The organism is Reyranella sp. (genome assembly GCF_030651995.1).
GTDB lineage: Bacteria > Pseudomonadota > Alphaproteobacteria > Reyranellales > Reyranellaceae > Reyranella.
Genome location: NZ_JAUSBN010000088.1, coordinates 16,697 through 33,793, shown reverse-complemented (window position 1 = coordinate 33,793; position 17,097 = coordinate 16,697). Strand labels below are relative to the sequence as shown.

The 17,097-nt window shown below is 67.1% G+C and carries 22 protein-coding genes; 7 read left to right on the top strand and 15 right to left on the bottom strand.

Annotated elements, in window-relative coordinates:
- Positions 1-405, top strand: a 405-nt coding sequence (locus tag Q7V45_RS26610; protein WP_304857562.1) for a biopolymer transporter ExbD, incomplete at its 5' end; no start/stop codon positions are given.
- A 3-nt stretch (positions 406-408) separates the two neighbouring features.
- On the opposite strand, the gene Q7V45_RS26605 is transcribed toward Q7V45_RS26610, so the two are convergent.
- Positions 409-1,035 carry a LysE family translocator gene (locus Q7V45_RS26605; protein ID WP_304857559.1) on the bottom strand — a complete coding sequence of 209 codons (627 nt, stop codon included), beginning with the start codon at positions 1,033-1,035 and terminating at the stop codon, positions 409-411.
- A gap of 112 nt (positions 1,036-1,147) precedes the next feature.
- On the opposite strand from Q7V45_RS26605, the gene Q7V45_RS26600 reads away from it, so the two are divergent.
- Complete coding sequence (locus Q7V45_RS26600; protein WP_304857556.1) at positions 1,148-1,768, top strand: TetR/AcrR family transcriptional regulator; 621 nt, start codon at positions 1,148-1,150, stop codon at positions 1,766-1,768.
- A gap of 12 nt (positions 1,769-1,780) precedes the next feature.
- Here the strand turns inward: Q7V45_RS26600 and Q7V45_RS26595 are convergent, their stop codons facing one another.
- Entirely contained in the window at positions 1,781-2,371 is a 591-nt protein-coding gene (locus Q7V45_RS26595) for a GNAT family N-acetyltransferase (protein ID WP_304857553.1), read from the bottom strand.
- A gap of 8 nt (positions 2,372-2,379) precedes the next feature.
- On the opposite strand from Q7V45_RS26595, the gene Q7V45_RS26590 reads away from it, so the two are divergent.
- Positions 2,380-3,003: an HAD-IA family hydrolase gene (locus Q7V45_RS26590; RefSeq protein ID WP_304857551.1), complete on the top strand. Its 624-nt coding sequence runs from the start codon at positions 2,380-2,382 to the stop codon at positions 3,001-3,003.
- Here the strand turns inward: Q7V45_RS26590 and mdcB are convergent.
- The 6 genes from mdcB to mdcA are packed head-to-tail and all read right to left on the bottom strand — an operon-like array spanning position 3,000 to position 8,065.
- Positions 3,000-3,833, bottom strand: coding sequence for a triphosphoribosyl-dephospho-CoA synthase MdcB (gene mdcB, locus Q7V45_RS26585; RefSeq protein WP_304857548.1), 834 nt, complete (start codon positions 3,831-3,833; stop codon positions 3,000-3,002). The genes Q7V45_RS26590 and mdcB overlap by 4 nt on opposite strands.
- Entirely contained in the window at positions 3,830-4,465 is a 636-nt protein-coding gene (mdcG, locus tag Q7V45_RS26580) for a malonate decarboxylase holo-[acyl-carrier-protein] synthase (RefSeq protein WP_304857545.1), read from the bottom strand. Before mdcG ends, mdcB begins: the two co-directional genes overlap by 4 nt.
- Positions 4,462-5,202 (bottom strand): biotin-independent malonate decarboxylase subunit gamma, encoded by a 741-nt coding sequence (locus Q7V45_RS26575; protein ID WP_304857542.1) that lies wholly within the window; start codon positions 5,200-5,202, stop codon positions 4,462-4,464. Before Q7V45_RS26575 ends, mdcG begins: the two co-directional genes overlap by 4 nt.
- Positions 5,203-5,205: 3 nt before the next feature.
- A complete protein-coding gene (locus Q7V45_RS26570) occupies positions 5,206-6,084 on the bottom strand; it encodes a biotin-independent malonate decarboxylase subunit beta (RefSeq protein ID WP_304857538.1) in 879 nt (292 codons plus the stop codon).
- Positions 6,081-6,404, bottom strand: a complete 324-nt coding sequence (gene mdcC, locus Q7V45_RS26565) for a malonate decarboxylase acyl carrier protein (RefSeq protein ID WP_304857535.1) — start codon at positions 6,402-6,404, stop codon at positions 6,081-6,083. The genes Q7V45_RS26570 and mdcC overlap by 4 nt, the downstream gene beginning before the upstream one ends.
- An 11-nt stretch (positions 6,405-6,415) precedes the next feature.
- Positions 6,416-8,065, bottom strand: coding sequence for a malonate decarboxylase subunit alpha (gene mdcA, locus Q7V45_RS26560; RefSeq protein WP_304857532.1), 1,650 nt, complete (start codon positions 8,063-8,065; stop codon positions 6,416-6,418).
- Positions 8,066-8,116: 51 nt separating this feature from the next.
- On the opposite strand from mdcA, the gene Q7V45_RS26555 reads away from it, so the two are divergent.
- Both Q7V45_RS26555 and Q7V45_RS26550 read left to right on the top strand, forming a co-directional pair.
- Entirely contained in the window at positions 8,117-8,446 is a 330-nt protein-coding gene (locus tag Q7V45_RS26555) for a DHCW motif cupin fold protein (protein WP_304857528.1), read from the top strand.
- A gap of 1 nt (position 8,447) precedes the next feature.
- A complete protein-coding gene (locus tag Q7V45_RS26550; RefSeq protein WP_304857525.1) occupies positions 8,448-9,335 on the top strand; it encodes an NAD(P)-dependent oxidoreductase in 888 nt (295 codons plus the stop codon).
- A gap of 84 nt (positions 9,336-9,419) precedes the next feature.
- Here the strand turns inward: Q7V45_RS26550 and Q7V45_RS26545 are convergent, their stop codons facing one another.
- Complete coding sequence (locus Q7V45_RS26545; protein ID WP_304857522.1) at positions 9,420-9,800, bottom strand: hypothetical protein; 381 nt, start codon at positions 9,798-9,800, stop codon at positions 9,420-9,422.
- A gap of 89 nt (positions 9,801-9,889) precedes the next feature.
- On the opposite strand from Q7V45_RS26545, the gene Q7V45_RS26540 reads away from it, so the two are divergent.
- The gene (locus Q7V45_RS26540) at positions 9,890-11,413 is read left to right on the top strand and encodes a M81 family metallopeptidase (protein WP_304857519.1); all 1,524 of its coding nucleotides are present in this window, start codon (positions 9,890-9,892) and stop codon (positions 11,411-11,413) included.
- 3 nt (positions 11,414-11,416) lie between these two features.
- On the opposite strand, the gene Q7V45_RS26535 is transcribed toward Q7V45_RS26540, so the two are convergent.
- From Q7V45_RS26535 to hisI, 3 genes are read right to left on the bottom strand one after another with little or no spacing between them, the layout of a single operon-like run.
- Positions 11,417-12,589, bottom strand: a complete 1,173-nt coding sequence (locus tag Q7V45_RS26535) for an MFS transporter (protein WP_304857517.1) — start codon at positions 12,587-12,589, stop codon at positions 11,417-11,419.
- Between the two features lie 15 nt (positions 12,590-12,604).
- Positions 12,605-13,078 carry a hypothetical protein gene (locus tag Q7V45_RS26530; RefSeq protein ID WP_304857515.1) on the bottom strand — a complete coding sequence of 158 codons (474 nt, stop codon included), beginning with the start codon at positions 13,076-13,078 and terminating at the stop codon, positions 12,605-12,607.
- A complete protein-coding gene (gene hisI, locus Q7V45_RS26525) occupies positions 13,075-13,485 on the bottom strand; it encodes a phosphoribosyl-AMP cyclohydrolase (protein WP_304857513.1) in 411 nt (136 codons plus the stop codon). Before hisI ends, Q7V45_RS26530 begins: the two co-directional genes overlap by 4 nt.
- Before the next feature lie 85 nt (positions 13,486-13,570).
- Between hisI and Q7V45_RS26520 the strand changes: the two genes are divergently transcribed.
- A complete protein-coding gene (locus Q7V45_RS26520; RefSeq protein ID WP_304857510.1) occupies positions 13,571-14,062 on the top strand; it encodes a Fur family transcriptional regulator in 492 nt (163 codons plus the stop codon).
- Between the two features lie 178 nt (positions 14,063-14,240).
- Here Q7V45_RS26520 and metC read toward each other — a convergent pair whose 3' ends face one another.
- The 3 genes from metC to Q7V45_RS26505 form a co-directional block, all read right to left on the bottom strand.
- Positions 14,241-15,437, bottom strand: coding sequence for a cystathionine beta-lyase (gene metC / locus Q7V45_RS26515; protein WP_304857507.1), 1,197 nt, complete (start codon positions 15,435-15,437; stop codon positions 14,241-14,243).
- A gap of 31 nt (positions 15,438-15,468) precedes the next feature.
- Entirely contained in the window at positions 15,469-16,326 is an 858-nt protein-coding gene (gene sseA / locus Q7V45_RS26510; RefSeq protein ID WP_304857504.1) for a 3-mercaptopyruvate sulfurtransferase, read from the bottom strand.
- 61 nt (positions 16,327-16,387) lie between these two features.
- Complete coding sequence (locus tag Q7V45_RS26505; RefSeq protein WP_304857500.1) at positions 16,388-17,089, bottom strand: alanyl-tRNA editing protein; 702 nt, start codon at positions 17,087-17,089, stop codon at positions 16,388-16,390.
- Between the last annotated feature and the right edge of the window lie 8 nt (positions 17,090-17,097).

Sequence of the window (17,097 nt, the reverse complement as noted above, 5' to 3'; positions counted from 1 at the left end):
TTCGAACGCAAGACCTCGTCCCAGCCGATGGCCGAGATCAACATGGTGCCGCTGATCGACGTGGTGCTGGTGCTGCTGGTCATCTTCATCGTGACGGCGCCGCTGCTGACCAACGTGGTGAAGCTCGACCTGCCCAAGGCGACGGCCAACGCCGACCTGCAGAAGCCCGAGAAGATCGAGTTCGCGATCGACGCCCAAGGCTCGCTGTTCTGGGGCGGCGAGCGGCTGACCCGGGAGGAGGCGATGGAGAAGTTCGCCGAGGCCGGCCTCAAGCGGCCGCAGCCGGAGGTCTATCTCCGCGCCGACGCCACCGTGCCCTACCGCTACGTCATGGAGACCCTGGCCGACGCCTCCAAGGGCGGCCTCTCCAAGATCGCCTTCGTCAGCGAACCGGCGCGCAAATAAGCGTCAGCTCCGCGTTCCGGCGAAGCTCACCGTGGCGACGCCGGCGCCGACCAGCAGGCCGCCACCCACCTTGTTGACGATGCCGAGGGCGCGTGGATCGGAGGCCAGCCGCCGCGCCCGCGATGCGACCAGCGCGTAGCCGAAGGCATTGGCGAAGGCCAGCACCAGGAACGTGGTCTCGAAGACCAGCATCTGCGTGAGGAAGTCCGCCTTGGGATCGAGGAAAGCAGGCAGGAAGGCCACGAAGAAGGTGATGCTCTTTGGGTTCAGCGCCGTCACCAGCCAGGCATGCCCCAGCATTTTCGCGGCGGAAACGGCGTCGGTCCGCGGGGCGGCGTCAAGCGTGCCGCCGGCGCGCCACAGCCTGATGCCGAGATAGACGAGGTAGGCGGCGCCGACCCATTTCAGGACCGTGAACAGCGTGGCCGAGGTCGCCAGCAGCGCGCCGAGGCCCAGCATCGAGAGGGTCATGGCGGTGAAGTCGCCTAGCGCCACGCCGACCGACATCGGCAGCGCAGTTCGCCAGCCCTGGCCGAGCGCATAGGACACGACCAGCAGGACGGTCGGGCCGGGGATCACCAGAAGAACGCTCGACGCTGCAGCGAAGGCGAGCCAGGTTTCGAATGACATGAATTCCTCGTGGATTTCTCCGATCAAGCCACGCCCAAACGAAAGCGTCAGCCGAAATTTGGCCTCTTTCCAACGTCAAGATTGCGAGGTATTTGATCTTGCTGGAGGCTGAATGACCCGTTCCAAGGCGCGAGGCTATCATCATGGCGACTTGCGCGAAGCGCTGGTCGCGTCGGGCCGCAAGCTGGTCGAGGAAAAGGGCATTCGCGGCTTCACTTTGCGCGAGTGCGCCCGCCGCGCCGAAGTTTCCCATGCCGCTCCCGCCCACCATTTCGCCTCCATGGACGATCTCCTGGCCGAACTGGTTCGCCGCGGCTTCGCGGAACTGACGGCCTCCATGACGACCGAAGCCGAGCGGGTGGCGGAGGACGAGCCGGCGGCGCGGCTGGTCGGTCTTGGCGTGGGCTACATGGCGTTCGCCGCAGCCAATCCCACGCTCTTCCAGCTCATGTTCAGCCGAGAGGCCAACCACATCGAGGCCAAGGCGGGAGACGAGGGCGCCGCGAGCCTCCGCCGCCTGCTGGCGGCAGTACTCGACGATGTGCTCCTGGAGGCATCGGATGACGTTCGCCAGCAGGCAGCCGATTTCGCCTGGGCCACCATGCACGGGTTCATCATCCTCGTGCTCGAAGGCGAGATCGGGGGCCGCGACTCCTCCCGGGCCCTGAAGGCCCGGGGATTGGCCGCCTTGGCGGCGATGGCCGAAACAGTGGCGCGCTTCGCCCGACCCTGAACGGGCCGATGTTCAGAGGGTGATGCGGAACAGCAGCGCTTCCGAACCGCCATGCGCCGCGACCTTGGTGAAGCGCTCGACGAGGACGCCGCCATTGGCCGTGATGACCTTCTGCGAGGGCAGATTGTCCGGATCAGTCGTCAGGTCGACATGCGGCAGCCCGTGCCGGCGGATTTCCTTCAGGAGAATTCCGAGCGCCAGCGTCGCGTAGCCGCGACGGCGTTTCCAGGGAGCTACGGCGTAGCCGATATGGCCAAGCACGTACGAGGGGAGCGCCGCCGTCCCGGGCTGCCAGCGAAACCCGATCGAGCCGCAGAATTCGCCGTCCCACATCCAGCGCCGGTAGCCGGGCATTCGCGGGACCTTCGTTCCGTCGGGCAGGGTGACCGGGCCGGCCTTGGCTTCGGGATCGTCCAGCGAGGCCACGAACGCCGCCGGATCGGCCGCGATGCGCGCCAGTTCCTCACGCGGCGCCTCATCCACCCGCACGTTGTCGGGCGACCAGCCGCGGCGGAGCGCATCGGCATAGCCGTCGAGATGGGCGAGGTCGGGAACGATGAGCTGCAACTGACTTTCCCCTTGAGGCGGCGGGTGCTGTAACATAGGCCCGCATGAGTTCCAGCCCTGTCCTCGTCCTCGATATCGATGGCGTCGTTTCCCTCGCCCAGCCGGGCTCGCCACACCCGTGGTACGCGACCCTGAAGGAGGACTGGGGCCTCAGCCATGACGAGGAACTGGCGCCGGAATTCTTCCTGAAACCGGAATTCATGGAGGTCCTGCGCGGCCGGCTCGATCTCTACGTGGCCCTGCACGAGTATTTCGAGACCAAGGGCCTGGCCGACCGGCTCGAGGAGTTCATCGCCTACTGGTTCGAGAAGGACGCCGATATCGATCGCGGCGTCCTCGCGCAGGCCGATGCCTGGCGTCGGCGCACGGGCGGCCGGGTCTATGCCGCGACCAACCAGGAGCACCACCGCATCGCGTACCTGCGCGACCGTCTCGGCCTCGGCGCGCATTTCGACGAGATCGTCTATTCGGCGGCGTTGGGCGTCTGCAAGCCCGAGCGCGTGTTCTACACCAACGCCCAGGCCCGCATGGGAGTCACGGTTGCCCAGTCGATCCTGTTCGTCGACGACAAGACGAGCAACGTCGACGGTGCCCGCATGGCCGGCTGGCGCGCCATGCTCTATCGCGGTCCGGAGAGCCTCGAACGAGCGTTGGCGGGCTGGGGTTAGGGGCCGCTGCAGCAGCGTGAGACGAGGAGCGTGCAGGCCAGCAGGTCGGCGCAGCCGCCGGCCGACAGGTTGCGCGCGATGAAGGCGCGGTGCAGCGCTTCCGCCTTTTCGAACCAGCCGGGCTGGTGGCAGCCGCCCTCGGCGAGGAAGTCCGTCGCCGACCGGCGCACGAACGAGTGGGCCTCCAGCCCGCCACGATAGAGCACCGTCGTGTCGTCGATCGACGACATCAGGACAAACAGGGTCTGGATACCGGCCGCATTGTCGTCGAGGCCGGCCTCCCGCGCCTGGTGATAGGCGGGGAGGCCCGTCTCGAACACGGCGGGAAAGGCGCGGGCAGCCTCGTGGCGGGCGCCGTCGCGGCCGGTCCTGCGCCGCACGAGGCCGCCATGGCTGGCCTCATGGTCGCGTTCGGCATGCGCGTCGAGCGCGGCGCCCCAGGTTTCCCTGAGCACCGCGCGGACGGCGGCCGGCGAGGGGGACGCCCGGAGCGTCTGGGCGCGGGCGATGGCGGCGATCATCAGGCCGAGCGAGAAGATTGCGCCGCGATGGGTGTTGATCCCGCCCGTGACGGCCAGCATGCCGTGCTCCGCCTCTATCCCGAGCGGCATGAGGGTCTGCTCGAACGAGCCGGCGACACGGCCTGCCGCGGCGAGGGACGCGAAAGGCTGCAGCAGCGAATCGGCCGACCGGCACATCAGGTCGAAATCCATGTCGGCATGGGCGCCCGAATCGACGGGACTGACGAGGCCGGGCTTGGGATAGGCCTGCAGCTCGTCGCGCAGGGCCGTCACTGCGGCCCGCGCCAGCGCCTGGTCATCGCGGTTCATCGGGCGAGGTGCGTGCGCGACACGAGCTGCATCGATTCGACCGACTTCAGCAGGACCTCGTCCCGGTCCTGCAGCAGTTCGCGCCACTGGACCTCGCCGAGACCGGGGAAGGAAAGCTCGCCGTCGATGCGGAAGGCGAGCTCCTGCTCCGTGCGCGCGAGGAAACCGGCCGTGCGCCGGGCGGTGTCCGGGTCGGCGGCGTCGATCACCACGTCGAGGTCGGACGCCTCGTGCACATGCCGTTCGCCGGTCAAGGCCTGCCACATCCAGCTTCCATAGACACGGAGGTCATGGCCGGCCTGGGCTGCGGCGGAGATCAGACGGGAAAACGAAGGAGCCTGTGACATCGCGGCAGGACAGCGCGCGATCTCCTCGAGGCGCGGTGGCCGCGCGTGGCGAACGATGTGAGCCGGGTCGGTCAGGGCCGCGACGCGACGTGGCCGCAGTTCCGGATGGGTCGGATCGGTGGTGCAGAACCCCAGGCCGATTTCGTTGCCGTCGTTCCGGCGGCGCGTCACGACGAAGGGGCGACCGGCCGCATGCCAGATCGCCGCCCGGGTGCGATCGTCCGCGGTCTCTGCCCCGGGGGCCTGCGACAGCCAGACCAGCGTATGCCGCCGGAGGCCGGTCATCGCGCCGATTCGGCGAGGACCTTCTTTCGGATGTCGAGGGCGAGCTTGCGGCCGCCACGTTTCTTGCCGAGCTCGGCGCGATTGTCCTCGGTCGACGAGGCCGCGATGGCTGCGGCGAGCTTCGCCGGGAGGTCGTCGCTGGCCGACCAGACTTCCTCCACGCCGCCCAGCAGCGCAAACGGTGCGGCGCCGAATTCCAGCGAGGGCATGGTCTTCGAAAGCTTCTCGAGGACGGCCGCTGGAATCTTCGTCACGGCCGACATCGCCGCGATCGGCATCAGACCGACGCTGGCCGAGTCCAGGGCGTAGATGCGGTCGGCGAACATGCCGTAGCACAGGAAAGCGCCGCCCACGGCCTGGCCGGTCGCGACGGTGATGAGCTTGTGGCCCTTGCGCCGCGCCAGTTCCAGACATGCTAGGAGATGGCCGAAATAGCTGGCGAGGCCCAGCATCTCGGCGACGCGGTTGGGCTCCTGGCCGGCGCTGTCGACCAGCATGACGATCGGCGTCTTCGGCGCGCGCTCGATGCACTGGATCACGTGCGCGGCGAGGTGCAGGGCGGCTCCATTGTCGATGTAGGTGCCGTCGCAAGTGCCGATGACGCAGACCTTTTTGCCGTCGACCGCAGCGTAGCCCGTGAGCACGGACTTCTCGATGGCGATGTCCTTGGCGGAGGCGCCGAACAGGCGGGCCAGGACGGCCCGGGCGGACGGCTTCTTCGGTGTCGGTTTCTTCATGACCTACTTCCCACGCTTGGCGAGCGCCGCGAATTCCGGCCCCGAGGCCAGCGACGCGGCTTCGATGTCGCGCACGCCCATGCTTTTCCAGACGGCGTTGGGGTCGCTCGTCGCGCCGAACTTCTTGAGCCGCTTTTCCAGCTCCTTCTGGCGCGACTTGACGGAAGTGAGGCTGACGGCGCTCGACTTGCCGAGGAACTTCGAGATGCCGTCCCGCACGGCGTCGGCGGTGTCGTGCACGAGAGCATCGGCATCGCCGAGCAGGTACTTGGTCTTGCCGCCGCTCGTCTTCCAGACCAGGGCGCGGTTGGCCGAATCATAGGCCTTCTTGCCCATCCACTTCTCGATGACGATCGGACCGGAGATTCCCAGTCGTCCGTGCTCGGTCATGATGCGGAAGTCGCAGCAGGTGGACAGGATGCCGATACCGCCAAAGGCACCGATGTCGGTGGCGATGACGGCGATGGTCGGGACCTTCAAGGCGCGGCACTCGAAGATCGCGCGCATCGTCTCGGCGATCGCGATCTCGCCGGAGGAGCCTTCGTGCAGCCGCACGCCGCCGCTCTCGATGACCAGGACGCAGGGCACCTTGTCACGCGCCGCGGCCTTGAACAGGCCGGTGAGCTTGGCGCCGTGGATCTCGCCGACGGCGCCGCCGACGAACTGGCCGACCTGCGCCGCGAGATAGATCTTCTTGCCGCCGATCCGCGCGTGGCCGATCACCAGGCCGTCGTCGAACGACACCGGGATGCCGAGCTGGGCAAGATAGGGGCTGGTGAGGCGCTCGGGCGGCGGCAACAGCTCGGTGAACGAGCCCGCGTCGGCAAGGGCAGCGATGCGCTGGCGCGCGGTCAGTTCGTGGAAAAGAATGGCGCCGGTCATTTGTCGCCCTTGGTGAGATGGTCGTAGGCCTGGCGCAGGCGCAGATTGACGAGCACGGGCGGGGCGCCCTGGTCGTTGATCGTGACCTTCGTGCCGCCGGCCGGATAATGATGGGCGAAGTCGGCGAGGGCCGCGAGCCAAGAGGCTTTGTATCCCGGGATCGACGTCTCGACGTGGCACTCCATCGCATCGGAGGGCTTGCCGCCACGCTCCACAAGGACTTCCAGATTGCCGGAGCCGACGACGCCCGCGAGCGCCCACGGCTTCGCCGTCTTGGCGCCGAGCGGCTTGGACGGGAAAGACTTGGTGAACTTTTCCATGCTGATGGGTCCTACCAGTCGACGAATTGCGAGGGCGGGTCGTAGAGCCCATTCGACCAGCGCACGAGGCCCTTGATGTCCTGCGTGGCCAGCAGGCTGCGGCTCGCCTCCGACGGGCGCACGCCGACATCCTCGGGCAGCTGGACGATGCCGCGGGCCCGCAGGTCCTCGGTCTCGCGCTTCTTGCGCTTGAGACCGACCGGCGTGTAGCCGGCGACCGCGCGGATGGCCGCCTGGCGTTCGGCGACGGAGCGGCAGGCCGCGAGGTTCGCGATGCCTTCCTCGGTGACGACGTGCGTCACGTCATCGCCATAGATCATCACGGGCGTGACGCCGTGCAGGGCCTTGCGGATGCTAGGGTCCGTGGCGTCGAGTTCCTCGACGAAGGTCGGCACGCGGCCGGCCTGGAAGGTCTCGACCATCTGGACGACGAGCTTGCGGCCGGGCGGCGAGCCGGGGCCGGGATTGGCTTCTGCGCCGGCCTTGAGCCAGGCCTTCGTCGGATGGCGGCGGCCGGTCGGCTGGCAGCCCATGTTGGGCGCACCGCCGAAGCCGGTGATGCGGTTCTTCGAGACGGTCGAGGAGTTGCCGTTGATGTCGATCTGCAGCGATGCGCCGATGAACATGTCGAGGGCGTAGTGACCGGCCAGCTGGCCCATCGCGCGGTTGGAATGGAAGCTGCCGTCGCGCCCGGTGAAGAACACGTCGGAACGCGCAGCGGTATAGCGCTCCATGCCGACCTCGCCGCCGACGGCGAAGACGCTTTCGACCCAGCCCGACTCGATCGCCGGGATCATGGTCGGCAGCGGGTTCACCATCCAGTACTTGCAGATCTTGCCCTTAAGGCCGAGACGCTCGCCGTAGGTCGGCAAGAGCAGCTCGATGGCGGCGGTGTTGAAGCCGACGCCGTGGTTCAGCGACTGCACTTCGTACTTCTCGTAGATCCCGCGCAGCGCCACCATGGCCATCAGCACCTGAACGTCGGTGATGGCGGCCGGGTCGCGCGTGAACAGCGCCTGCAGGTGCATCGGGTAGGGGGCCTGGACGACGAAGTCGACCTGGTCCGCCGGAATGTCGATGCGCGGCAGCTTGTCGACGATCTCGTTGACCTGCGCGAAGACGATGCCGTCGGAGAAGGCGGTCGGCTCGACGATCGCGGGCGTCTCCTCGGTGTTGGCGGCGAGGAACAGGTTGCCCTTGCGATCGGCCTGGGCCGCGGCGATCAACGCGACGCGCGGCGTGAGGTCGATGTAGTAGCGCGCGTACAGCTCGTTGTAGGTGTGGATGGCGCCGACCGGGAACTTCTTCGCCTTCACGAGATCGGCGACGGCGGTGCCCTGCGGTCCGGCGTAGCAGAAGTCGACCTGCTTGATCATGCCCTTCTTGAAGAGCTCGATATGAGCCGGAAGCGTGATGCAGGACATCACCAGGTGGATGTCGCGCAGATCCTTCTTCTCGAGCGTGGCCAGCTGGTTGGCGAGAAAGTCCGCCTGCTTCTGGTTGTCGCCTTCGAGGCAGAGGATGTCGCCGGGCTCGATGATGCGGCGCAGGACGTCCGGAACTTTCCCCGGGGCCACGAACTTGCCGCGGGCCAGCTTGCCGACCCGCGCGATGCGTTCGGCCTTGTTCTGGCGGCGCTTCGTCGTTTTTGCAGTTATCATGGTGTCTATTTCGTATATCCGTCCTAGCCGGTCAATGTGCTAGAGCAAACCATGCTGATGTTTGAAATACCCTTCGGGACGACCGATTGGGAAAGCGTCGAACGCACGGAGCATCCGGGCGAAACCGGCAAGGCGTTCTGGCGCACCCGGACCTTCAACAACATGCGCGTGCGGATGGTCGAGTACACGCCAGGCTATCTCGCCGATCACTGGTGCCAGAAGGGCCACATTCTCCTGGTGCTGGAGGGAGAATTGTCGACCGAGCTGGCGGACGGCCGCACGGTTGTGCTGAAGCAGGGCCAGAGCTACCAGGTTGCCGACAATACGCTCGGCCATCGGTCGCGGACGGAATCGGGCGCCAAACTCTTCATAGTGGACTGACATGACGGACATGATCGGATTTATCGGCGTCGGCACCATGGGCGAACCGATGTGCCGCAATCTCGCGCGCAAGAGCGGCATGACCGTGCTCGCGGCCGATCGCGACACGGCGCCTCTCGAGAGGCTGGCGGTCGACGGCGTGAAGGCGGCGTCTGTCGACGAGATCGGCGAAAGCTGCCGCACCATCTTCCTGTCGCTGCCGGGCGGCAGGGAGGTCGAGGAAGTCTGCCTGGGCACCAACGGCCTGGTCTCGAAGGCCAGGCTCGGCTGGAACGTGGTCGATCTCAGCACCGCGCCACCCATCCTGGCGCGGCGTCTGTACGAGGAATTCCAGGGCAAGGCCTCGGCCTTCGCCGACGCACCGGTCGCGCGTACGCGACAGGCCGCGATCGACGGCACGCTCTCGATCATGGTGGGAGCCACCACGCCCACGTTCGAGCGCATCGCACCGCTCCTGCGCCACATGGCGAGCGAGGTCACGCATTGCGGTGACGTCGGCGCCGGCCAGACGGTGAAGATCCTGAACAACATGATCCTGTTTCAGACCGTGGTGGCGCTGGCGGAGGGCCTGTCGATCGCGCGCGCGAACGGCGTTGACGGCAAGGTGCTGTTCGAGACGCTCACCAAGGGCTCGGCCGATTCCTTCGCGCTGCGCAATCACGGCATGAAGGCGTTGCTGCCGGGCGTCTTTCCCGAGCGCGCCTTCTCGACCAGGTACGCACTCAAGGACTTGAGCTACGCCATCGACATGGCCGAGCAGGCGGGTGTGCCGGCCCTCGGCGCCGACGTGGCTCGCGAGGTCATGGAGCGCGCCGTCGAACTGGGACATGGCGAGGAATACTGGCCGGTCCTGCTCAAGGCCATCGCGGACGCGACCGGCAAGGTGTAGTCGCTACCGGGTCATCTGATATCGCTTGTCTCGTACGCAGATGGCGGCGAGACGGGAATCGGGTTGCGTCGTTCGATGCCTGGCTCAGCGCCTGTCGATGTTCCCGTCGGTCAGCAGACTGGCCTGCAGAGAGGCCTCCAACGTGGCATCGAGCCTGAACACGCGCTGGGTCGCGAAGCCGGGATACCGGTCGGTGGACTCGGCGTGGCCCAGCTCTGCAAGAGCGTCGGCGTCGGCTTGGGCTTCGAAAGCGCACAGGATTTCGGGAAAGCCTGCGGCCCGCGAGACCGTCAGCGCGAAGGCACCCTTCGACGCCATACGGCCGTTAACGCGGTGAAGCAGGTCACGTAGACCGCGCAGCCGTCGGCTTCCTATCTCGTCTGCTCCGACGTCGACGGCCACTGCAGCCACGATGTGGCCTTGCGGAAAATTCTTGACGAAGGCTGGGCAGGACAGACTGCTCATGGCAATCCCAACGCGGGCATCTCGCATTCGCTGCCTCACATGCGTAATACTGTCCGCAGCCTGGATGGATGGCTTCGGGGAGACATGGAATGGCGCGTATCGCGGTTGGCGGATTTCAGCATGAGACGAACACGTTCGCGCCCCAGCAGGCGACCTGGGAGGAGTTCGTGCGGGCCGATGCCTGGCCGCCGCTGCTGCGCGGGCCGGAGATGATCGCCGGGGTCGAGGGTTTCAACATCCCGATCGCCGGGGCGATCAGGAAGCTTACGGAACTGGGGCACGAGATCGTGCCGCTGGCCTGGGCCGCCGCGGCGCCGGCTTCCTATGTCACCGAGGACGCCTACGAGAAGATGTGGGCGCTGTTCGACGAGGACCTGAAGAAGCACGGTCCGTTCGACGCGGTCTATCTCGACCTGCACGGCGCCATGGTCGCGGAGAATACCGAGGACGGCGAGGGCGAGCTGCTGCGCCGGATTCGCGGCATCGTGGGCGACGAGCTGCCGATCGTCGCCAGCCTCGACTATCACGCCAACCTGACGCCCGAGATGGCGCAACTCGCCACGGCCCTGGTCGGCTATCGCACCTATCCGCATATCGACATGGCGGTGACCGGCAGCCGCGCGATCGAGCTCCTCGACAAGCTGCTGCGCGAGAAGCGTCCGGTCTACCGCGCTTACCGCCAGCTCGACTTCCTGATCCCGCTGGTCTGGCAGTGCACCTTCATCGAGCCGGCCAAGGGCATCTTCGACCTCGTGGGCGAGCTCGAGGCCGGCGAGAAGAGCCATAACCAGGGCATCGTCAGCGTGACGCACACGCCGGGCTTCCCGCCGGCCGACATCGCACAGTGCGGCCCGGCGCTGGTCGTCTACGGCCACGACCGGGAGGCGGTCGAGGCGGCCGCCGACAAGCTCGCCGCCACGGTGAAGGCCCAGGAGAAGGCGTTTGATGGAGAACTGCTCGATCCGGACCAGGCCGCGCTTCGCGCCATCGAACTGTCCAGGAACGCGACGAAGCCGATCGTGCTGGCCGACGTACAGGACAATCCCGGTGCCGGCGGCACCTCGGACACGATCGGCCTGCTGGCGGCCCTGATGCGCCACAAGGCGAAGGGAGCCGTGATCGGCATGATCGTCGACGAGGGCGCGGCCAGGGCTGCCGTCGAGACCGGCGAGGGCAACGTCATGCATCGCGGCATCGGCGCCGTGGTGGGCTATGGCGGCGAGAAGCCGGTCGAAGCGGACTGGCGCGTGGTCAAGCTGAGCGACGGGGTCTTCACCGGCACCGGCCCGTTCTATGGTGGCGCGAAGTTCCAGATCGGTCCGATGGCGCTCTTGACCGACGAGGCCTCGGGCGTGTCGGCCGTTGTCGCCTGCAAGCGCGTTCAGGCGGCCGACCAGGAGATGTTCCGCGCCGTCGGCGTCGAGCCATCGGAAGTGCCGATCCTGGCCCTGAAGTCGACCGTTCATTTCCGTGCCGACTTCCAGCCGATCGCCGAGACGATCCTGGTGGTGCAGTCGCCCGGTGCGCACATCACCGATCCGATGGAGATGCCGTACAAACACCTGCGCAAGGGCATCCGCCTGAAGCCGATGGGCCCGGTGCACGGCGGCTGAGCGTCAGTCGTCGGCGAAGGCGGGCCGCAATGCCCAGACCATGGGTACCGTCGTGAGGGCCACGCAGGACACGACGACAAGGGCCGTCGTCAGTCCCGTCTGGTCGCCGAGCAGGCCGAAGAGCAGCGGTCCGGTTGCGCTCGCGACCGAACCGCCGGTGTAGAAGACCGCGAAGGCCTTGGTGCGCCGTTCCGGCCTCACGAATTCGGGGACGGTGCCGTAGAGGACCGACGAGGTGCCGTTCAGCATCAGCCCGACGGCCGGCAGCAGCAGCAGCGCGTAGTCGAGCGACAGCGGCAGGGCTGCCAGAATGAGAAGGGTCGTAGCGACTTCGGTCAGAACGACCGAGGGCACGACGCCGAGCTTTTCGCCGACCCAGCCCATCACCAGCTTGCCGGCGGCGCCGCCCGCGAACATCAGCGAGAGGCCAAGGCCGATGGTCGGCAAGTCCGCGCCCTTGTCGCGCAGCAGGAAGGGCAGAAAGATCAGGAAGCCGGTCCGCACCAGATCGTCGGCGATGTGGATGGAGAAGAGCAGCCAGTAGGCCCAGGGGCGGTCCTGTCCGGCGACCGCCTTCGACGGTTCTGCCGTGCCGTGCGTAACGATCGGTTTCAGCGAGGCCAGGATGATACCGGCGCCGAGCACGGCGAGGGCGGCCATGATAACCAGCGCCTGCTGCCATCCGAGCGCGGCGGCGATCAGCGCGAACAATGCCGGCAGCAGGACCTTGCCGACGTCGCCGGTGAAATTGTAGGTGCCGAGCGCGGTGCGGGAACGCGGGCCGCGATAGGCGGCCGCGACGAGGCTGGAGCCGATGGGATGCTGCGTGCTGGCGCCCAGGCCGGCGAGGAGCAGTCCGGCAATGACGCCGTAGAGCGAGCCGCTGAGCCCCGCGAGGCAGTAGCCGGCGGCGATCAGCATCGTTCCAATGGCCAGGATTCGGACACCGCCGAAGCGTTCGGCCAGATGGCCCGACGGAATCTGGCCGGTGGCCATGGCGCCGGAATAGCAGGTCTTGAGCGCGCCGATGGCACCGTAACTCAATCCGAACTGGGACTGCAGCAACGGGTAGAGGACGTTCAGCAGGTCGGTGAAGCCGTCGTGCAGGGCATGCGCGCCACCGCAGACGGTGAGGGTGCGGCGGGCTGTGGCGGGCGACGAGACGGTGATTGTCATCTCACCGTCACAATACTAGCGACCCGGTATCCGGTCGAACCAAAAGGCGGTCTGCTGCTGGTAGTCACGCTCGGCGAAGGCGGTGTCGGCGGTCACCGTCGGCTTGCCGTTACGCGCGTAGCGCACGCTCACCAGTCGCTTGAAGGCCGTGTCGGCGGAATGGAGGATCAGCACGTCGCCCTGGCGGCGCTGGAAGACGAACTCGTGATACTGGCGGATGTTCACCAGGTTCACGACGTAGCGGCCGTCGGGCCCGTCGTCGGCCAGCTGGCGCACCGGAATGTCGCGGCCCTGGTTGGTGATGCCCATCAGCGCCAACGCCTCGGGCGCCGTCATGTTGTCCCGGCCGGTCCTCTGGATCAGCGCGACCAGACGGTCGCCGCGCGGCGAGAGCGTGTGCCTGGGCGAGGGCGTCGTGGCGCAGGCGGCCAGCGGCAGGAGAGTGGCTGAGAGAAGGAAGCCGCGGCGCGTCGATGCGAGGGTGCTCAAGCCGTTTCCTTGTCCATGTCGATCTCGATGGGGGCGATTTCCGAGAGCACGCCGCCGCGCATCGCGCGGAAGAAGCAGTTGTGGCGCCCGGTGTGGCAGGCGACACCGGTCTGGTCGACGAGTGCCAGCAGCGTGTCGCCGTCGCAGTCGATGCGCAGTTCGACCAGGGTCTGGATGTGCCCGGACGTGTCGCCCTTGCGCCACGGGCCTTTGCGCGAGCGCGACCAGTAGCATGCGCGGCCTGTGCGCATCGTCTCGGCCACGGCATTGCGATCCATCCAGGCCATCATGAGTACTTCGCCGGTGTCGTGCTGCTGGGCGATGGCCGGCACGAGGCCCTGGGCATCGAACTTGATGACGGCGAGGGCTGTGTCGATTTCGGGCTGTTTGTAGGTCGTTGGGGACATCAATGTGCTCATGGGGCGAGCCTTGGCCTCCGGAAGGAACGGCGCGTATAATAGCCACCTCTTCGGTTGGCAAATCGGAAGTCCCTTGAAAAAACCGGCCAAAGCGGCGCCCACCGGGCATGCCCACGATCACGAGCACTGCGTCGAGGACGCGATCGCCGCGGCCGAGAAACTGTGCGCGGCCAAGGACTTGCGATTTACCCCCCTGCGCCGCCGGGTGCTGGAACTCGTCTGGTCGAGCCACAAGCCGGTCGGCGCCTATGCGCTGCTCGACAGCCTGCGCAACGAGGACCTCGGCTCGGCGCCACCGACGGTCTATCGCGCGCTCGACTTCCTGATCGAGAACGGCCTGATCCACCGCATCGAGCGCATGAACGCCTTCGTCGGCTGCAGCCACCCGGGCGAGGTCCATCGCGGCTTCTTCCTGATCTGCAGCGAGTGCGGCAATGCCGAGGAGATCGAGGGCGACGGCCTGTCCCAAGCCATCTCCGCCAGCGCCACCCGGCGCGGCTTCACCGCGCGCGACATGACGCTGGAAGTGACCGGCATCTGCGGCGAGTGCCGGGGCGCCGCTTAGGGTTTTTCGACTTCATCGTACCACCTCGTCCTGAGGAGACGCGCGCAGCGCTTCGCCTCGAAGGATGGGCGACAAGCACGGTGCGTGTGCCCACGCTTCGAGACGGCCGCTCTGCGGCCTCCTCAGCGTGAGGTCTGTGTGTGATGCTCGCGTTGACGCAGCCCGTTAGGGTCGTTGATCAGGCGTTATGCGCCCGGTTGAGGCGCTCGAAGCCTTCGGCCAGGTCGGTCTTCAGGTCCTCCACGTCTTCCAGCCCGATATGGATGCGCAGCAGTTGCTTGCCCTCGGGCCACGGCACGGCGGTGCGGTACTGATCCGGGTGCGCGGGGATCATCAGGCTCTCGTAGCCGCCCCAGCTCGCGCCCATGCCGAAGATGTCCATGCCGTCGAGCATCGCCGCCACCGCGGGACGCTTGATGCCGTCGCGCAGCGTGAACGAGAAGAGGCCCGAGGAGCCCTGGAACTGCTTCTTCCAGTTCTCGTGGCCGGGGCAGTCGGGCAGGGCGGGGTGCAGCACCTTGTCGACCTCGGGCCGGGTCTTCAGCCAGTTCGCGATCTCGAGGCCGCTCTTCTCGTGATGGCGCAGGCGCACGCCCATGGTGCGAAGGCCGCGCAACGCGAGATAGCAATCGTCGGGCGCGGCGTGGAAGCCGAACGACTGGCAAGCGGTCTTCGCCGTCTCGAACATCTCGCGGGTGGCACAGGAGATGATGCCCATCATCGCGTCCGAGTGGCCGACGATGTACTTGGTACCAGCGTGGATGGAGATGTCGCAGCCATGGTCGAACGGCTTGAAGTAGAGCGGCGTCGCCCAGGTATTGTCGATCATGACCGCCGCGCCGGCCTTCTTGGCGACCGCGGCCATGCCGTCCACGTCCTGAACCTCGAAGGTCTGCGAGCCCGGCGCTTCGAGATAGAGGACCTTGGTGTTCGGCCGCATCAGCTTGGCGATACCCTCGGCGCCGATCATCGGGTCGAAGTAGGTGGTCTCGACGCCGAAGCCCTTCAGCGTCGTGTTGGCGAAGCGGCGGGCCGGACCGTAGGCATTGTCGGTCACCAGCATGTGGTCGCCGGTCTTCAGGAAGCCCACGATGGCGCCGGTGACGGCGGCCAGGCCCGACTGGACGGCAATGGAGCGGTGCGCGCCCTCGATGGCGGCGACGGCGTCTTCAAGCGCCTTCTGCGTCGGCGTGCCGTTGCGGCCGTAGCCGAAGCCCTCGAACGGGATGCGGTTCTCGAACTTGTCCATCGTCGGCGAGAGGATCGTCGACGCGTGATAGACGGGCGGATTGACGATGCCGAAGTTGTTGTCGGGATCGCGGCCGGAGACGGCCAAGACGGTGTCGGGGCGGGTATAGGTTTTCTTGGAGGTCATGACTCAACTATGGCAAGGCGTTGAAGGGAGGTCAGGGTCCGGTGACGATCGGCGTATCGGCGCGGCCGCCCCATTCGGTCCAGGAACCGTCGTAGACCGCGGCCTCCGGAGAGCCGGTGATATAGAGGGCGAGGGCGATGACGCAGGCGGTGACGCCAGAGCCGCAGCTCGCCGTCACCTTCTTCGAGGGATCGATGCCTGACGCGGCGATGCGGGCCGCCAGCTTGTCGGCCGGCAGCATCGTGCCGGTCGCAGGATCGAGCAGCTCGTTGTAGGGCAGGTTGAAGGCACCCGGCATGTGACCGCCGCGCAAGCCGGCGCGCGGCTCTGGCGCCTCGCCGCGGAAGCGGGCGGCGGCGCGGGCATCGACGATCTGCTCGCGCTTGCTTTCGATCAGGCCCAGAACGTCGTCCACCGAGCGGACCAGCGAATTGTTCAGGCGCGACGTGAAGTGGCGCTCGCGCGGCGGCGTCGGATCGTCCGTGACGGGCCGGCCCTCGCTCAGCCATTTCGGCAGGCCGCCATTGAGGACCGACACGTCCTTGTAGCCCATCGCGCGGAACATCCACCAGACGCGGCAGGCGCCGGTCATCGGCGTGGTGTCGTAGATCACGATCTTGTTGCCGTCGCCCAGCCCCAGCTTGCGGACACGGGCGGAGAATTTCTCCGGCGGCGGCAGCATATGGGGCAGCGGGTTCGTCGTGTCGGCGATCTCGTCGATGTCGAAGAACACCGCGCCCGGAATGTGCTGCTGCACGAACTCGGCCTTGGGATCGCGCTTCTGCGCCGGCAGGTAGAAGGAGCCGTCGACGACGCGCACGTCGGGCGCATCGAGGCGGGCGGCGAGCCAATCGGTGCTGACGAGGGCGTCGGGCCTTGCGTAGTCCATCGGAAGTCTTCCCCTTAGAATTTCATGTTCCTCGCCCCCGCTAGGGGGAGAGGAGCTTGAATTAGGCCAGCGCGATGATGAAGCGCCGGTTCATCTTTCCCTTGTTCTCGATCTTGATGCATTCGACGCGGCCGATCTCGCCGCTGCGGGCGACGTGCGTGCCGCCGCAGGCCTGCAGGTCGACGCCTTCGATCGACAGGAGACGGACGCGGCCGGCGCCCATCGGCGGCCGAACGCTCATCGTCTTCACGAGTTCGGGGCGCGAGGTCAGCTCCTCGTCGGTGACCCATTGCTGCGTCACCGGACGGTCGAGCGCGATCAGCTTGTTGACCTCCTCGGTCACCCATTCCTTGGTCGGGATCTCACCCTCGAGGTTGAAGTCGAGGCGGCTCTTGTCGGCACCGACCTGGCCGCCGGTGACGTTGCCCTTGATGACCGCCGACATCACGTGCAGCGCGGTGTGCATGCGCATGTGCAGGTGGCGGCGCTCCCAGTCGAGCACCGTGTGGACCTTCGTCCCGACCTCGGGGCGGGGCGCATCGGGCGCCAGCACGTGCAGCACGTCGCCGCCGTCGGCCTTGACCGAGTCGACGATCCGGGCCTCGCCGCCGTCCCAGCGCAGCAGGCCGGTGTCGCCGGGTTGTCCGCCGCCGGTGGGATAGAAGATCGAGCGGTCCAGCCGCACGCCGCGCTCCTCGCCGGCGGTCACGGTGGCGTCGGCTTCCTTGATGTAGGCGTCGTGCCTGAAGAGTTCTTCGACCATGACCGGGA

Coding starts and splice junctions, on each gene's coding strand:
- Q7V45_RS26605 (WP_304857559.1), bottom strand. CDS start 1,035: ATGTCATTCGAAACCTGGCTCGCCTTCGCTGCAGCGTCGAGCGTTCTT.
- Q7V45_RS26600 (WP_304857556.1), top strand. CDS start 1,148: ATGACCCGTTCCAAGGCGCGAGGCTATCATCATGGCGACTTGCGCGAA.
- Q7V45_RS26595 (WP_304857553.1), bottom strand. CDS start 2,371: ATGTTACAGCACCCGCCGCCTCAAGGGGAAAGTCAGTTGCAGCTCATC.
- Q7V45_RS26590 (WP_304857551.1), top strand. CDS start 2,380: ATGAGTTCCAGCCCTGTCCTCGTCCTCGATATCGATGGCGTCGTTTCC.
- mdcB (WP_304857548.1), bottom strand. CDS start 3,833: ATGAACCGCGATGACCAGGCGCTGGCGCGGGCCGCAGTGACGGCCCTG.
- mdcG (WP_304857545.1), bottom strand. CDS start 4,465: ATGACCGGCCTCCGGCGGCATACGCTGGTCTGGCTGTCGCAGGCCCCC.
- Q7V45_RS26575 (WP_304857542.1), bottom strand. CDS start 5,202: ATGAAGAAACCGACACCGAAGAAGCCGTCCGCCCGGGCCGTCCTGGCC.
- Q7V45_RS26570 (WP_304857538.1), bottom strand. CDS start 6,084: ATGACCGGCGCCATTCTTTTCCACGAACTGACCGCGCGCCAGCGCATC.
- mdcC (WP_304857535.1), bottom strand. CDS start 6,404: ATGGAAAAGTTCACCAAGTCTTTCCCGTCCAAGCCGCTCGGCGCCAAG.
- mdcA (WP_304857532.1), bottom strand. CDS start 8,065: ATGATAACTGCAAAAACGACGAAGCGCCGCCAGAACAAGGCCGAACGC.
- Q7V45_RS26555 (WP_304857528.1), top strand. CDS start 8,117: ATGCTGATGTTTGAAATACCCTTCGGGACGACCGATTGGGAAAGCGTC.
- Q7V45_RS26550 (WP_304857525.1), top strand. CDS start 8,448: ATGACGGACATGATCGGATTTATCGGCGTCGGCACCATGGGCGAACCG.
- Q7V45_RS26545 (WP_304857522.1), bottom strand. CDS start 9,800: ATGAGCAGTCTGTCCTGCCCAGCCTTCGTCAAGAATTTTCCGCAAGGC.
- Q7V45_RS26540 (WP_304857519.1), top strand. CDS start 9,890: ATGGCGCGTATCGCGGTTGGCGGATTTCAGCATGAGACGAACACGTTC.
- Q7V45_RS26535 (WP_304857517.1), bottom strand. CDS start 12,589: ATGACAATCACCGTCTCGTCGCCCGCCACAGCCCGCCGCACCCTCACC.
- hisI (WP_304857513.1), bottom strand. CDS start 13,485: ATGTCCCCAACGACCTACAAACAGCCCGAAATCGACACAGCCCTCGCC.
- metC (WP_304857507.1), bottom strand. CDS start 15,437: ATGACCTCCAAGAAAACCTATACCCGCCCCGACACCGTCTTGGCCGTC.
- sseA (WP_304857504.1), bottom strand. CDS start 16,326: ATGGACTACGCAAGGCCCGACGCCCTCGTCAGCACCGATTGGCTCGCC.
- Q7V45_RS26505 (WP_304857500.1), bottom strand. CDS start 17,089: ATGGTCGAAGAACTCTTCAGGCACGACGCCTACATCAAGGAAGCCGAC.